Raw genomic sequence first — 14,759 nt, forward strand, 5'->3', positions numbered from 1 at the left:
CCTTTCTAAGGGTTAGCGACTAATGAACAATTGTAACTTCTTAAGAGCGTTAGGGATTTTGGGTATTTATCAACACGCTGTCACAAACCCTGTGGTTAATACGGAGCGTTTAGGTATTCCGAAGTCTGTATTTACTAACTCAATGAATCTTATTCCGGTCAATGAAGTCGATAAATGGTATGGGTTTCTTGAACAGCAAACTAATGATCCAGATATTATTCTGAAACTGTCTGACCGAGTGGATATTGAAAAATTAGGCCCGTTAACCAACTGGTTTTTTTCTGGACATGATCTTGCTTCTACGATCCGCCGAGTGAATATCGGCCTGCACTGTTTACAGTCTGGTGCGTTCTTATACGGTGCACAGGTAGGGACAATGATTAAATGGTGCTACGACAATCCTGCTTACTCAGAAACGGGTAAAGTGCATGACTCAATAAGAGTCGCGGTTTTCATTATGAAGATTTTACGTCGATATTTGGGTGATGACTTTAAACCCGTTGCGGTTTCAATAGCAGGTCGTAGAGAGAATGTTGACCTCTACCATGAATATTTTGGCTGTACGATTCAATGGGGACAGCCTCGCACAGAGGTTTGGATCCCGAGTGAATCGAGGTTATCCATCAATCAATCACTATCGAACAGTAAAGCAAATCTGGCGATGAACTTTCATGACTTGGATAACTATCTAAACATGCCAGATGCTGGTGATGAACATAAGGTCACCTATGAGATGATCAACTACAGTCGCCACTTTGGTTTACCAACCCTTCACAAGGTTTCCAGTTTATTAGGGCTCTCTGAGCAGCAGTTTCAACGCCGTTTACATAAATTGGGTATCAACTTTTCTACCATTATGGGGTATGCATTAAGTAACGTGGCCGTGGAGTTGTTGATGTATTCAGTGCCAGTGGAAGAGGTCTCAAAGAGGTTAGGTTATACCAACGTCGCGAGTTTTAATCGGATGTTTAAGAAACATCGAGGTTTGACGCCTAAGCAGTATATTGAGCGTTTTGATAGTCAATACTGATCATCATTAGTCTTCATCTAGCTTTTTAAAATGAGTGGATAGGTAAACGATTATCCAAGTGCTAAGGACAAAAGGCGCGGTAAGTGGTAGCAGTGACAGTTCATGAAAACCAAGTGTGATTAGACAGCTCAACAGCATGCCTAATAGGATTAACGGCCAAGGAATTCGCGGATAGAGCACAAGTGCTAGAGTGGCAAGAGTGGCGTTGTACCCGTAAAGACCTTGCTCAATTAGCGCGCCAGAAGCGCCAATCATGTGGCTAAAAACAGTGCTGATTAACACTGTGAGTACTACCCATAGCGCATGCTTGATATTGTTGAGTGCGATAGCAACCAAGATGACTAGACCCGATAGTGCATTATCGATAAAGCTGACTTGGCTGATCCCTTTCAATAACGGGAGCACCGCTGTTGGTAAGCTGAACCACGAGCCTACCTCAAGACTGATGATGGGTATCAATGCGGAGTTGGATGGAGAAAATGCCGATAGATCCAAGGCTGATTGGATAGCATAAATCAGCCAACTGGTGAGGATAAAGGCACTAGTGTAACCGCGATATTTCTTAAAACTGAATACGATGCGGGCAATAGGTACTGTGAGTAATGCGCCTAACATTGTCACTACAACCAAAAATGGGGTGACACCAAAAAAGTTACCGATAAATAAACCAACTAAAGCGCCATTTAGCGCATACATGCCATTCTCAATATCATGAGACGGTTTATTGGTCAGTAAGGCAAATCCATAGCTGCAACTGGCGCCAAACAAGGTAAGAAAAGCCAGCGCAAGTGACTCAATAGAAATGGCAAACAATAGCAGAAGCGACGTCATAACAGACGGTGTGAAATAGACTTGCCCAATGCCATTGAGCAAGCCTTGAAATGGTAGAATATCCTTATTCGTTCTCATTGTCTGACTACATTCTTTTGCTATGTTGAATCTTTTGTAGCTCAGATTGTATGCAATTTTATTAAGTTGACCATCTTTGCGTATCAATTCTGATACCAGCGCTCACCATAGGCTTGTTGGTAATCTGGTGTTTCAATGATGCCTTCTTGCTCTGGAACGGTTTCTAATGGCCCAACGACCGTTCGATAAGGTAATACGCCAGCCCATACCGGGATATCCATATCAGCTTTATCATCATTCACTCCATGTTTACCTATCTTCACGGAGGCTTCTGTTAAAGGGATCGCCAATAGCTCGGTGGCGGTGAGCTCTTTCTCATTACTGAGCCTGACTTCGTCGGTTCTTCCCGGCGCGATTTGCTCAATGAAGATGTTCAATAAGCGATCTTTTTCTTGGTTGTCATCGATGACTGAAAATGACCCCAACACCACTGCAGAACGATAATGCGCACTGTGGTGAAATGCCGAACGAGCTAACACCCAACCATCGAACAAAGTGAACGTTAAACAGGTTGGCTCTCCTTTTTTTAAGCCTTTCAACAAGCGGCTGTTTTTAGCACCATGGATGTAGACCATATCATCCACTCGCCACGCGAGCATTGGAATAACCATTGGTCCATGTTCGCCTTGCAATGCAATGTGTGCGATTAAGCTCTCATCTATGATTTGATGAAGTTTCTCTTGTTCAAATACGGCTTTGTGAGCCCCTTTTTTAATCGTGGTTCTTTTCGTGTTAGATAACATAATCGCTCCTTAATCATTGCCTTTTGATTAATGTAGCGATTAACTGGTCTATTAAATAGAGCCACTTTTAAACACTATTTGGATCCAGTTATGCAGCCTATTGATGTCGGTGACCTACAGTTAGACGAGCAACATGACACGCGTCAAACCGCCTTGTTTCATGCGATCAGAGAAAAGATTGTTCAAGATTTATGGAGTAAGGGCAGTAAGTTACCCTCAACGCGTAAGTTGGCCGTAGAACTGTCGGTAAGTCGAAATACGGTGATTTATGCGTACGAACAACTGGTCACCGAAGGCTATATCGAGAGTAAGCAAGGCTCAGGGTTTTATGTCTCGGTTGAACAACCAGAGCACTTTCTAAGTTTGTCTCAGCCAAACAGTGTTCAGGATCCGAAGGTTAAACAAACAGTCAGTAAACCGGCTGCAAACATAGCGACACCTAACGACATTAACCGCAGCTTTGCCCCCGGAGTTCCTGACTTAGATGCGTTCCCTTTTGCGAAATGGCAGAGGCTGCTGCAACGTCACTCTACACGTCAGAACATTGCGGGCAATCAAGAGGTTCAGGGAAGCTTGGCCTTGAGGGAAGCATTGAGCGGGTATCTTGCGAGTAGTCGCTCGGTTCACTGCAGTACCGATAGAATCATCATCACCGCAGGTGCGCAGCAAGCCATCTCAATTGGTTTGATGGCGACGTTAGCGATGGGGGACAAAATCCTTGTGGAAGAGCCCAGCTATCGACAAGTGCATAAAATCATCGATCTGTTGAGGCTAGAGCTAGACGGTGTGAGTGTGCGTGAAAAGGTTGGGTTAGATATTGAAAAAGTGCTGTCCAGTAACGCCAAGGCTCTGTATGTCACGCCGAGTAACCAATACCCAATGGGCACGACCTTAAATACCGAGCAACGACTTAAACTGATCGATTGGGCCAATCAACATCAGTCATGGATCATTGAAGATGATTACGACAGTGAGTTTCAGTTTGCTCATCGCCCTTATACCAGCATGCAAGGGTTAGCGGGAAAGTTAGGGTTCGATGATCGCATCATCTATGTCGGATCCCTGAGTAAGGTGATGTTCAATGGCTTGCGACTAGGTTATTTGGTGGTGCCAGAAAGTCTGGTGGCGAAGTGTCTTGAGATTAAAGACGCGCTCACTGGAGATACGGCCTCACATACACAAGAAGCGCTGGCGGACTTTGTACGTGAAGGCGATTTATTGCGCCATATTAGAAAGATGCGTCGTTCATACAAACTCAAGCATGAAGCGATGATAGAAGCGATTAAAAGTGAGTTTCATGGCGATCTTGAAGTGATAAGTCAGGCTGCTGGGCTACATGTGACAGTGAAGTGGTATCAAGGGATATCTGAACATGAGTGGAGCCGTAGAGCAGAGTTTGAAAATATCATCATTCGTCCTTTTGACTTTTATGAATATGGATCAAGTGATGCTCGTGATTGGAGTGGTGCAGTGCTGGGGTTTGGTAATATCCGACTGGCTGACATAAAGCCGAAGATCAAACAGATCGCTCGGCTTTTTTATCAGTAATATTGGTAGGGCTTATTTACAATTTTCTGATTCATCACTAATCGAGTTACAACTTGTCGATAGAGACGGTGGGTTTACTTTACCTAGCCACTTCCGCCAAGGGAGTGACAATGTCACAAAAACAGTCACAGCATAGAGCATCGACCAACTTAGGCAGATAAACACCAAGGTACAGATCACCAGTGAAATCATGGCTGTGTATCTCGATGTGCCAGTCAGTAATCGGCAGGCCGCTAACATCGCAAGTAGATAAACCAGTACAAAAATACCATTGGCGAGTTTAAGAAAGAATTCGAGATCCAAATTAGACAATTCACCGATTACACACGAGATAAGCGCGATAAAGCCAATTGCTAAGGTTGGATAAAGTGGCACGCCACGGCTATTAAGCTGCGCCATTTTACTGGTCGGAGTGTGTTGGCGAGCTTGAGCCCAGATCATACGAGACAAGCTTTGGGTGTAAAGGTTTAGGCTAGCAAAACAAGCAAAGAAGCCAAGTACACTGATGACGGTTTTAAAGCCATTGCCAAACAATTGCTCTGTCACCCACGGGATAGAGGCAGCATCAAATTCTGGTGAACCATAAGCGCCTAGCTTGATAATAACCACTGAACAAGCCCAGTACACTAAGCCTGCGACGAAACACCCGGCAATGATGGCGATGGGGAAGTCACGCTGTGGATTCTTAAATTCCTCTCCCATGTGAGCAAAGGCTTCGATTCCTACAAAGCACCAAAACATAACCGCCAGTGCAGCACCAATAGACCACATTGAATCGGATGTCATAGTCGGAAATGCGATGTCAGCTGCTGTGATGTCGGCTTTCCAGACAAAAGCGCTGACTAAAGCAAAAATCGACAAGGCAATCACGGTTTGCAAGCGGCCTGAAGACTTACTGCCCATCAAATTGACGGCAATAAGCAGAGCGACGGTAAAGAACTGAGCACCTAATGGTGTGTCGAGTGGTGCTGGTAACAGTTGTTGAGCAAAGCCTCCTGCCAATGCAATCGCCGCTGGAATACCGACAGGAATAACACTCACAAACAACCAAGCTACACTGGTTTCTAATCGCTCGCTGAATGCTTGGCGCACAAAATAGGCCGTGCCTCCTGCATTGGGGTAGCGTTTCCCTAATGCTGCGAAGGTTAGTGCAATCGGGCAAATGGCGATAAACAGGATTAACCATGCTAGTAGCGATAACTGCCCTGCAATGCCTGCCGCGATAGCTGGGATCATAAACAATCCTGTGCCAAGCAAGGTCGTAGAGAGTTGTCCAATTCCTGAAATAAGCGTGATTTCTTGTTTGAGTTGCGTCATTCGCTCTCCTAGCTATTGGCTTATCATATCGGCCTTCTTGTGCCTGTCTTCTGATGTTTGGGTGATGCTATGAATGAGAGCATACATTGTCGACATCAATAATACAGCTAGCGAAACGTCTTAAGACACCGTCAATTTAACGGAATTAATTTGATTAAACGTGAAAGTGTCGGCTGTCATAATGGCTGTTATAAGTAGGAAAGTTGTGTCAAATTAGGCGTTATAAATAGAACAATAAATGGAAAGAATCAGAAGCATGGATAAATTTGATCGCCAGATTTTGGATATTCTAAAAACCAACGCTCGATGCTCAGTGAGCGATATCGCCCGAGATGTCAGCCTGTCTCGCTCTGCAGTTAACGCCAGAATCAAGAAGCTGGAAAACGATAAGATCATTACAGGATATAGTGCACAGGTGACCGAGCTTGATTTACCGGAGAACGTTGGCGCTTATATCTCTTTGAAGTTTGACATGTCGAGCAGTAACCATAATTGTGAGTCTTACGCTAAAAATATCTACGCTATTGATGGTGTGCAGTGGTGTCACTCTATCAGCGGTGAGACCGACATGATGCTTTATGTTGAAGTTGAAAGCATGGAGCGTTTGAACCAAATTCGCGACCAGCTGCAAGGCTATCCTGAACTTCGACATCTTATGACTCATACTGTCTTAACTGAATTCTTCAACAAGCAAACTTCGTCTTTTAATATGACTTGAGTTAATACCGCTTACCTTCACCGTGTCGTCATCTGTCAGTACTTACTCAACTTATTCTAGTCACTCTATTCTTATTCACTCTAAGGTTGCTGATGTTAGGTAATATCAATTTAAATTTACTGCGGTCGCTGCATGTGCTTCTTGAAGAGTGCCATGTAAGCCGAGCCGCTCAGCGTCTGCACATCACGCAGTCGGCGGTTAGCCGTCAACTGGCTCAGCTTAGAGATCTATGTGGTGATCCTCTTCTGGTTCGTGATGGGAACAAACTGGTTCCAACCAACCGTGCTTTGTTGCTTAAAGGCAAGCTCGATGACTTGCTGGGCGAGTTTGACCACCTCTTAGATGATAAGCCATTTGATCCACAAGACTGGCAAGGTGAATTGGTGTTGGCTTCGAGTGATTATGTTGCTCAGTATATCTTGCCCATTATTGTGTCCGAGGTGTCGAAGGACGCGCCCCATATCAACTTGGCTTATCGTTTGTGGCAGCCTAACTTCCTTGAAACGCTTAATGAATCAGGTATTCACTTGGCGTCGAGTATGTTCCCCAAAAAGCCAGATCATGTCTCAAGTATCAAGCTCGGAGAGGATAAGTCCGTGTGTTTGATGAGAGCCTCTCATCCGCTGGCTAAGCAATCAGCCATAAGCTCGGAAGACATCGTGAATTACTCACATATCAAAGTCACGGGTGGGGGAGACAAAGACAGCTATTCGGATATTGCGTTAAAGAAACAGGGACATAAACGCAGAATCGCATTGCAGGTACCGTTCTTTTCATCGGCGGGAAACGTGTTAATGCAAGACGACTACTTGATGATTGTGCCGGAGCATATTGCTTACAACTTGGGTCGACATCTCGATGTCGCTTACTTTTCGCTGCCGTTTGAGACAGAAATGCATACCTATTGGCTGATGTGGCATCCTAAGTATGACAACGACTCTGCCCATAAATGGGCTCGAGAGAAAGCGTTTAAAGCCATCCAAAAGTCGAGTTACAACATCAGTATGATTTCAAATCATACCAGTGATGATAATCTTTGATTTCAAATAATACCTGCTGCGGCTTATTGTAAGCGCTAAGTATTGAGTATTAATTGTAGAGTGTTCAGCTGGAACGCTTTGTTTTACTAGGAATGGAATGATGACAGTAACAATTTGGTTTTCTTTATTAGCTATCTGCTTGTTGGGTGCAATGTCTCCGGGCCCAAGCTTGGCGATGATCGCTAAGCATAGTTTGGCTGGTGGCCGTATGAACGGACTTATCGCAGCTTGGTCACACGCGGCGGGTATAGGTATTTACGCGTTCGCAACCATTGTCGGTTTAGCGGTGTTACTTGAGCAATCGCCAATGTTGTTCAAAGGGATCAGTTTAGCGGGTGCAGCGTATCTACTTTACCTTGGTGTGAATGCCTTACGCTCAAAAGGTGGAGTTGCTGCGAAATTGGAAGCGGGTGAACAGATGAGCTACATGCAGTCTGCTCGCGAGGCTTTCTTGATCTCTATCTTGAGCCCTAAGATCGCTCTGTTCTTCATCGCTCTGTTTAGCCAATTTGTTGCGTTAGGTAATGAACTGAGCAATCAAGTGATTATTGTCTCAACGCCACTGATTGTTGATGGCCTTTGGTATACCTTTATCACTTTGGTGCTCTCTAGTCCGTTGATCGTAGAGCGCATTCGAGCAAAAGCGCAGTTGATCGATCGATTATCAGGCGTGGTTTTAATCCTCCTTGCCGTTCGTGTGGTGTGGACGATATAGCGATAGTCCATATACTGGCAAGAAACGACATCCATTAAAAAGGCTCACTAGACGTTATCTAGTGAGCCTTTTTGACTTCTATGGGTTGGCTTCGACAGTCTTGAGCTTGTTAGCCTTCTGAATTCAGAACCGCATCGAGTTTTTCCATGGAATCTGAAAAATATGGATTGTAGGTCAAACGAGCATGGTTTTTACCTTCTTCACGATATCCCCATGCTGAGTACCACACTTCACTTGTCGCGTTGCACTGTGCTTCAAAACCTTCCTGTTGACCATTGGAGCAGATCTTCTCGCTACCATTGATCCCGTAGTAAGGATTGTTTGGTGAGAACAGTAAGCCCATATGAGAACCGTTCGAGATACGTTGCTCTGGGATCTTCATGCTGTATTGAACAGCGCGAGGATCATCCAGTGTGGTTTCTCCTTGCCAAACCAAGACATTGTTTGGGTTGGGCATGGATTCCGTAAATGCCTGCTGAACGAAGTGGGTATCAATGACACTGTCGCCTTCACTCATCATAATAAACACGGGCTTATCAAAGTGTTTGTCTTGTAAGTCTTCGCGAACCACTTCTGAGGTTTGGTAGTAAACCGAAGCACCATTCATTGGCAGTGAGTTATAGCGAAGTACATTGTCTTCAGGATCTTGATCCGCCCAAGTGACAAAATAGCTTGCTAGCTCCGCATATTGAACTGCAGAAGAGCTCGGTTGAAACGCAGGAGAGAACAGCAGTAGCCCTGACACCTTAGGATCGTTCATCGCCTGTGAAGTCACGAGGTTTGCGCCTGTCGAATAACCGCCAAGCCACACAGAATCATACTCTTGCTCAAGTAACTTCGTATGATGAGCCACCACGCCCTGCCAATCTTCTAAGTTTGGCTGCATTAAGTCACCAACACGACTGCCGTGGCCCGGTAGCAATACCGTTCTCACTAGGTAGCCTTGTTCTGCTAAGTGCGTTGCGATGTCTTTAAACGAGTAGGGTGAATCACCTAACCCATGAACCAATAAAACTGCCTTACCGTTAGGTGTCGCAGGTTGATATTCGGTAGGTGAATTGAGTTGAATCTCTAGCTGCTTGTCTTTGGTCATGAATACACGGTTTTTCAATAACCAATCTTGAGTTTCATTGACGTAGGCATCAAAGCTGTCTTGCTGGTATTCAGGCAAGTTTGGAGATGTTTCGTAAGCAGGTATCGTTGTCTCGTTGGAACAACCAACGAGACTTAAAGTCGTTAAGGCGAGCAGCGTTAGAATGGTATTTCTATGCATTTTTTGATGTTGTCTCTGTTGTTCTTTTACTATGTCTGAAACTGAAGTTTAGATTACTTTCTGCTTGAAAGGTCTTCGTATTCACCTTCAATAACACCGGCATCACTGGTAGATGATTGACGTGTGTTCATGTGAGCTCCGAAACCCTGTTTTTTCATTTGATTCTGAATGCGCTTGCCAGTGATTAAAGCTGCAATAGCTAAAGGAATAGCAAGAATCAAGCTCGTGAATAACGCCAATAGGCCAGTAAACAAAGCAACAATCGTAACTAATATATTTTTCATATTCATTCCTCTTTTCTCTATGTTGTTACTATATGGCTTCTATTCTGAACGAAACATGAACACCGTTAATAAATACCAGAGAGTCACTATGACACAGTCGTGTGTGGATTGAGAGTTTATATGTAGTCATAATCACGCACTAAAATTATGGAATAACAGTAAGTTTCATAAAATCAATAACTTAAAAGTTGGCACGCTTGATGCTCTATAGGGGTTGGAATAAGTTACTGTAAGCAAAGTACTTACAGCTAATAAGAAATTACTGGAGCCCCTTATATGTTCTGTATTCAATGTGAACAAACAATTCAAACCCCAACCGTAAAAGGCTGTTCTTTCGCACAAGGCATGTGTGGAAAAACCTCGGAAGTATCTGACCTTCAAGACGTGTTGGTGCATTCTCTTCAAGGTGTTTCTTTTTGGGCAAGCCTAGGTCGCGCTTGCGATGTTATTGATACAGAAGTTGATGAGTGGGCACCAAAAGCGTTCTTCGCAACACTGACTAACGTTAACTTCGACCCTGCTCGTATTATCGAATTCGCACAACAGTCTCATGAATTCAAGCAGCGTTTAGAGCAAAAAGTTCGTGCAGCAGCAACATTGATTGGTTTTGAAATTCCAGAGCTTTCTGCAGCAGCACAATTCGATCTTCCAACAGATTCTTCAGAGCTATTGGCACTTGCGCCTCAAGCTGCTGTAAACCGTGGTCACGACTCTCAACACGAAGATGTGATTGGTCTTCGTCTTCTTTGCCTATACGGTCTAAAAGGTGCTGCAGCCTACATGGAGCACGCTCGTGTTCTTGGTCAAACTGATGACGCTATTTTTGCTGAATACCATGAAATCATGGCGTTCCTAGGTACAGATCCATCCGATCTAAAACAGTTACTTGATACATCAATGCAGATTGGCTTGATGAACTACAAAGTAATGGAAATGCTAGACAAAGGCGAGACAGATACCTTCGGTCACCCGCAACCAACAACCGTGAATGTGAAGACTAAAAAAGGTCACTGTATCCTTGTTTCTGGTCACGACTTGCATGATCTAGAAAAGATTCTTCAACAAACTGAAGGCAAGGGCATCAACGTTTACACTAACGGTGAGATGCTACCAGCACACGGTTACCCAGAGCTAAACAAGTACCCACACCTTGCGGGTAACTACGGTAGCGCTTGGCAGAACCAGCAAAAAGAATTCGCTAACTTCCCTGGTGCCATCGTAATGACATCTAACTGCCTGCTTAACCCTGATGTAGGTTCTTACGCAGACCGTCTATTTACACGCAGCATCGTGGGCTGGCCGGGTGTTGATCACCTTGAGGGCGACGATTTCAGCGCAGTAATTGATTGTGCACTAGCGCAAGAAGGTTTCAAACACGACGAGATCGAGCAAATGATCACTGTCGGTTTTGGTCGTAACGCACTGATGGAAGCGGCACCTGCGGTTGTTGAGCAAGTGAAAGAAGGCAATATCAAACACTTCTTCCTAGTCGGTGGTTGTGACGGTGACAAATCTGAACGTAGCTACTACACAGACTTCACAGCTCAAGCGCCAGAAGATTCAGTAATCCTGACATTGGCATGTGGTAAATTCCGTTTCAACAAAAACCAATTCGGCGACATTAACGGTATCCCACGTCTGTTAGATGTTGGCCAATGTAACGATGCTTACTCAGCGATTCAACTTGCTATCGCACTGTCTCAAGAGTTTGATTGTGGTATCAACGAACTTCCGTTAACGCTGGTTCTATCTTGGTTCGAGCAAAAAGCGATCGTTATCTTGCTTACTCTGTTCGCTCTAGGTGTGAAAGGTATCTACACAGGCCCTACAGCACCTGCGTTCCTAACTGAAAACCTACTTAAGATTATGCAAGACGAGTTCGATATGCGTTCTATTTCAACGCCAGAACAAGATCTTAAAACAATCTTAGCGGCTTAATTTAAGCCAACTCTAAGCCCCGTTGTTGTTACGTTTTTCTAAAACAGACAACGGCGGGGCTTTTTCGATTTAAATCTTTAGTCATTTAATCATCAGTAAGGTGCGTGAACTATGTATGCATGGTCGGACAGCGATTCAATCAATTTAGTGTGTTTAAAGAAATGGCACGAGACGCCAGATACGGTCAGCTTTGAGCTTGGAAGTATTCCACAAGACTTACATTTCAATTTTAAGCCGGGGCAATTCATTACTCTGGGTTTAGATATGCCGACGAAGACAGATTATCGCGCCTATTCTGTGGCTTCTTGCCCTGAGGATAATCGCCTGAAGCTCACGGTGAAACGCGTGGAAGGTGGCTTGGTTTCGAACTTTATTGTTGATGAGCTTGATGAAGGTGATGAGGTTTCAGTATTGAAGCCTGCTGGCGCGTTTAACTGTATTGATTGCATGCCAACAGCAACGAAAAAAGTGACGCTAGTGAGTGCAGGTTGCGGTATTACACCTGTGATGGCGATGGCAAAATATTGGTTGGCTCAAGGCAGTGATATTGAAATCGATTTTGTTCACATGGCACGTAATCGACGCGAGACCATCTACTTTGAAGAGCTTAACCAACTTGATGAGACACACGCTAACTTTAACCTTAAGTTACTTCTGAAAGACAGTGAAGGAACAACGGCTCCCCAAGGTCGTCTAGACAAGAGTTGGTTGGTAACACTAAGCCCAGATATTTTAGACCGAACTGTTTATCTGTGCGGCCCAGTTGGCTTTATGCAAAACATAGAAAGCTACCTGAAAGAACTAGAATTCAACATGGACAATTTCTATCAAGAAAGTTTCACGCCAGCGAACCCAAATACGGATTCACTAGCCAATAGCAATACAGCTTCAGAAGAGTCACAAGCGGAAGCGTCTGCAGATTCAAATGGTGCCGTTAAGGTGTTTGTACCTGCATTTGGCGCAGAAGTAGAAGCGGAAACTGGTACACCATTGGCGGATTCATTAGAAAAAGCAGGCGTTCCAATTATCATCGCTTGTCGCAGCGGGATTTGTGGCTCGTGTAAATGCAAAGTGACCAAAGGGTCTGTGGAATCAAGCAGCCAAGAGACATTGACGCCAGAACAGATTGAGCAGGGGTACGTGCTTGCATGTTCAAGCTCCATTCAGTCAGATGTTGAGGTTGAGCTGTAACAGATGTGAAGTCTAGCTTTGTTAGAGTGATGAAGACAAGGTTGGCGGAATAGAGACCAAAATTAAAGTAACAGATGTAAAAAGGCCACTTAGATCAGATAGAGAGAGCAGATCTAAGTGGCAACCTTCCTGTTTATACGGGGGAGTAAAACAAGAAGGGTTGCGAAGTCCATAATAGACTTCGCAGATATAATTATTATGTTGTGGAGCCGTTTGCGCTGAGTTAGTTACAAGATCGAAGTCGTTTAAACTTCAGGGTATGTCTTGTAACGAACACCCATCATCTGTTCCATACAGTGAACAACCTGACAGCTGTAGCCAAACTCGTTGTCGTACCAAATGTACAGAACAGCGCGGTTGTCTTGCGCGATAGTTGCAACACCGTCAACCACACCTGGGTGGCGAGAACCAACCAAATCGGTAGATACAATCTCGGTTGAGTCGGTGTAATCAATCTGTGCAGATAAAGTTGAAGATAGCGCCATCTCACGCAGGTATTCGTTCAACTCTTCTTTGTTTGTACCTTTCTCAAGGTTTAGGTTTGCTACTGCCATTGAAACGTTTGGCGTAGGTACGCGAATCGCATTACCTGTTAGCTTACCTTCCATTTCTGGCATCGCTTTTGATACCGCTTTAGCTGCGCCAGTCGATGTCAGTACCATATTCAATGAAGCAGCACGACCACGACGATCTCCTGAATGGAAGTTATCGATTAGGTTTTGGTCATTGGTAAATGAGTGAACCGTTTCGATGTGACCTGATAGGACCCCAAACTTGTCGTGAACCGCTTTTAATACTGGTGTAATTGCGTTTGTTGTACAGCTTGCAGCAGAGATGATCGTGTCTTCTGGTTGAATGTCATTTTGGTTTACACCAAATACAACGTTCTTGATTTCACCTTTGCCTGGCGCAGTCAGTAGAACCTTCTTCGCACCATTACACGCAACGTGTTGGCTTAGGCCTTCAGCGTCACGCCACACACCTGTGTTATCAACCACAAGTGCATTCTCGATACCGTAAGCGGTGTAATCCACTTCTGCTGGCTTGTTTGCGTAGATAACTTGGATGAAGTTACCGTTAACGATGATCGCTTTACGTTCTTGGTCTACAACGATGCTGCCGTTGAATTGGCCATGAACAGAGTCACGACGTAGCAAGCTTGCACGTTTTTCTAAGTCACCGTCTTTGCCGCCACGAACAACAATTGCACGTAAACGCAGTGGGTAACCTGGGCCACTTTTCTCGATCAATAGACGAGTGAGCAAGCGGCCAATACGACCAAAACCGTACAAGACAACATCGCGAGGTTCTGTCATCGCCTCGCCTTCAAGCGATTCTAAAAGTGCAGTTTGTAGGAAATCATCCAACCCGTGTGTGTCTTCGCGATCTTGCCAGAATGTATGAGCAAGGCGGCCAACATCGATACGACATGGAGATAAGTCCATAGAGAGAAGGTGTTGAATGATGGGTTGAGTCTGTTCTGCGGTAAGCGGAGAACCTGTGTAACGTTTTGCGATGCGGTGAGCTTTGATGATGTCGATAGTTGTTGCGTTAACCAGTGTTTTACCGAAGAGGATAACTTCAACGCCTTTTTGGCGGTACAACTGACCTAAAGTAGGAGCGATTGATTCAGCAATAGTTTGACTAGTTTGCCAGTCTAGGAGGTGCTTTTCGGGACTCATCTTTACTCGGGACCTTTCACGTTAATTTCTGCAATCATAGCGAATGTAGGGTAGCCATGAGTGCATGGGGGAGTTGAGCTATCTAAGCTTTGGTGGTCTTTAACGCCACTTAAATTTGCTTGATATGCCTTGTGTGTAATTTGTAGTTTTTATGTGGCAGGATTGTAAGGTACGACGGGTTATTCTGCTAGGAAAAATAAACATAGATTAATTGTCTGAAAATTGGCTTTTAATTGGTCATAAATTAAGGTTTTAGTGTCAAGAAAGGCTATTGACTTTAACAGTCTGTAGCACTTAATTTTCGCAAAAAAATACTCAGATCAAAACATAATGTGTAATAAAGGGAATGGCGATCATTGAAGATGTGATCA

Annotated in this window: 12 protein-coding genes and 1 pseudogene; 7 read left to right on the plus strand and 6 right to left on the minus strand. The window is 44.4% G+C overall.

What is annotated here, in order from left to right; genetic code table 11:
• Positions 1 to 22: 22 nt before the first annotated feature.
• Positions 23 to 1,030, plus strand: coding sequence for an AraC family transcriptional regulator (locus tag OCV30_RS18630; protein WP_065678156.1), 1,008 nt, complete (start codon positions 23 to 25; stop codon positions 1,028 to 1,030).
• Positions 1,031 to 1,036: 6 nt separating this feature from the next.
• Here OCV30_RS18630 and OCV30_RS18635 read toward each other — a convergent pair whose 3' ends face one another.
• Together OCV30_RS18635 and OCV30_RS18640 are read right to left on the minus strand one after the other, a co-directional pair.
• A complete protein-coding gene (locus tag OCV30_RS18635; protein WP_065678157.1) occupies positions 1,037 to 1,939 on the minus strand; it encodes an urea transporter in 903 nt (300 codons plus the stop codon).
• An 83-nt stretch (positions 1,940 to 2,022) separates the two neighbouring features.
• Positions 2,023 to 2,682: a pyridoxamine 5'-phosphate oxidase family protein gene (locus OCV30_RS18640; RefSeq protein ID WP_065678158.1), complete on the minus strand. Its 660-nt coding sequence runs from the start codon at positions 2,680 to 2,682 to the stop codon at positions 2,023 to 2,025.
• A 90-nt stretch (positions 2,683 to 2,772) separates the two neighbouring features.
• On the opposite strand from OCV30_RS18640, the gene pdxR reads away from it, so the two are divergent.
• On the plus strand, positions 2,773 to 4,230 hold the full coding sequence (gene pdxR / locus OCV30_RS18645; protein ID WP_065678159.1) for a MocR-like pyridoxine biosynthesis transcription factor PdxR: 1,458 nt from the start codon (positions 2,773 to 2,775) through the stop codon (positions 4,228 to 4,230).
• 46 nt (positions 4,231 to 4,276) lie between these two features.
• Here pdxR and yjeH read toward each other — a convergent pair.
• Positions 4,277 to 5,547: pseudogene (yjeH, locus tag OCV30_RS18650) on the minus strand (L-methionine/branched-chain amino acid transporter).
• 256 nt (positions 5,548 to 5,803) lie between these two features.
• On the opposite strand from yjeH, the gene OCV30_RS18655 reads away from it, so the two are divergent.
• From OCV30_RS18655 to OCV30_RS18665, 3 genes are all read left to right on the plus strand, one after another.
• Positions 5,804 to 6,265: an Lrp/AsnC family transcriptional regulator gene (locus OCV30_RS18655; RefSeq protein ID WP_065678160.1), complete on the plus strand. Its 462-nt coding sequence runs from the start codon at positions 5,804 to 5,806 to the stop codon at positions 6,263 to 6,265.
• A gap of 92 nt (positions 6,266 to 6,357) precedes the next feature.
• Positions 6,358 to 7,305, plus strand: a complete 948-nt coding sequence (locus OCV30_RS18660) for a LysR family transcriptional regulator (RefSeq protein WP_009845686.1) — start codon at positions 6,358 to 6,360, stop codon at positions 7,303 to 7,305.
• Positions 7,306 to 7,405: 100 nt separating this feature from the next.
• On the plus strand, positions 7,406 to 8,020 hold the full coding sequence (locus OCV30_RS18665; RefSeq protein WP_061017544.1) for a LysE family translocator: 615 nt from the start codon (positions 7,406 to 7,408) through the stop codon (positions 8,018 to 8,020).
• Positions 8,021 to 8,129: 109 nt separating this feature from the next.
• On the opposite strand, the gene OCV30_RS18670 is transcribed toward OCV30_RS18665, so the two are convergent.
• Positions 8,130 to 9,293: an alpha/beta hydrolase gene (locus OCV30_RS18670; protein WP_065678161.1), complete on the minus strand. Its 1,164-nt coding sequence runs from the start codon at positions 9,291 to 9,293 to the stop codon at positions 8,130 to 8,132.
• 53 nt (positions 9,294 to 9,346) lie between these two features.
• Positions 9,347 to 9,577 carry a hypothetical protein gene (locus tag OCV30_RS18675; protein WP_029222888.1) on the minus strand — a complete coding sequence of 77 codons (231 nt, stop codon included), beginning with the start codon at positions 9,575 to 9,577 and terminating at the stop codon, positions 9,347 to 9,349.
• 276 nt (positions 9,578 to 9,853) lie between these two features.
• Here OCV30_RS18675 and hcp point away from each other — a divergent pair, with 276 nt between their 5' ends.
• Positions 9,854 to 11,515: a hydroxylamine reductase gene (gene hcp / locus OCV30_RS18680; RefSeq protein ID WP_012600311.1), complete on the plus strand. Its 1,662-nt coding sequence runs from the start codon at positions 9,854 to 9,856 to the stop codon at positions 11,513 to 11,515.
• A gap of 111 nt (positions 11,516 to 11,626) precedes the next feature.
• Positions 11,627 to 12,706 carry an FAD-binding oxidoreductase gene (locus OCV30_RS18685; RefSeq protein WP_065678162.1) on the plus strand — a complete coding sequence of 360 codons (1,080 nt, stop codon included), beginning with the start codon at positions 11,627 to 11,629 and terminating at the stop codon, positions 12,704 to 12,706.
• A 245-nt stretch (positions 12,707 to 12,951) separates the two neighbouring features.
• On the opposite strand, the gene OCV30_RS18690 is transcribed toward OCV30_RS18685, so the two are convergent.
• The gene (locus OCV30_RS18690) at positions 12,952 to 14,388 is read right to left on the minus strand and encodes a glyceraldehyde-3-phosphate dehydrogenase (protein WP_065678163.1); all 1,437 of its coding nucleotides are present in this window, start codon (positions 14,386 to 14,388) and stop codon (positions 12,952 to 12,954) included.
• Positions 14,389 to 14,759: the final 371 nt, after the last annotated feature.

Origin of the sequence: Vibrio atlanticus (assembly GCF_024347315.1) — a bacterium.
Lineage (GTDB): Bacteria > Pseudomonadota > Gammaproteobacteria > Enterobacterales > Vibrionaceae > Vibrio > Vibrio atlanticus.

What these genes read in the sequence shown, in the direction of transcription:
- OCV30_RS18635 (WP_065678157.1), bottom strand. Translation starts at nt 1,939, where the DNA reads ATGAGAACGAATAAGGATATTCTACCATTTCAAGGCTTGCTCAATGGC.
- OCV30_RS18660 (WP_009845686.1), top strand. Translation starts at nt 6,358, where the DNA reads ATGTTAGGTAATATCAATTTAAATTTACTGCGGTCGCTGCATGTGCTT.
- hcp (WP_012600311.1), top strand. Translation starts at nt 9,854, where the DNA reads ATGTTCTGTATTCAATGTGAACAAACAATTCAAACCCCAACCGTAAAA.
- OCV30_RS18675 (WP_029222888.1), bottom strand. Translation starts at nt 9,577, where the DNA reads ATGAAAAATATATTAGTTACGATTGTTGCTTTGTTTACTGGCCTATTG.
- OCV30_RS18670 (WP_065678161.1), bottom strand. Translation starts at nt 9,293, where the DNA reads ATGCATAGAAATACCATTCTAACGCTGCTCGCCTTAACGACTTTAAGT.
- pdxR (WP_065678159.1), top strand. Translation starts at nt 2,773, where the DNA reads ATGCAGCCTATTGATGTCGGTGACCTACAGTTAGACGAGCAACATGAC.
- OCV30_RS18665 (WP_061017544.1), top strand. Translation starts at nt 7,406, where the DNA reads ATGACAGTAACAATTTGGTTTTCTTTATTAGCTATCTGCTTGTTGGGT.
- OCV30_RS18630 (WP_065678156.1), top strand. Translation starts at nt 23, where the DNA reads ATGAACAATTGTAACTTCTTAAGAGCGTTAGGGATTTTGGGTATTTAT.
- OCV30_RS18685 (WP_065678162.1), top strand. Translation starts at nt 11,627, where the DNA reads ATGTATGCATGGTCGGACAGCGATTCAATCAATTTAGTGTGTTTAAAG.
- OCV30_RS18690 (WP_065678163.1), bottom strand. Translation starts at nt 14,388, where the DNA reads ATGAGTCCCGAAAAGCACCTCCTAGACTGGCAAACTAGTCAAACTATT.
- OCV30_RS18655 (WP_065678160.1), top strand. Translation starts at nt 5,804, where the DNA reads ATGGATAAATTTGATCGCCAGATTTTGGATATTCTAAAAACCAACGCT.
- OCV30_RS18640 (WP_065678158.1), bottom strand. Translation starts at nt 2,682, where the DNA reads ATGTTATCTAACACGAAAAGAACCACGATTAAAAAAGGGGCTCACAAA.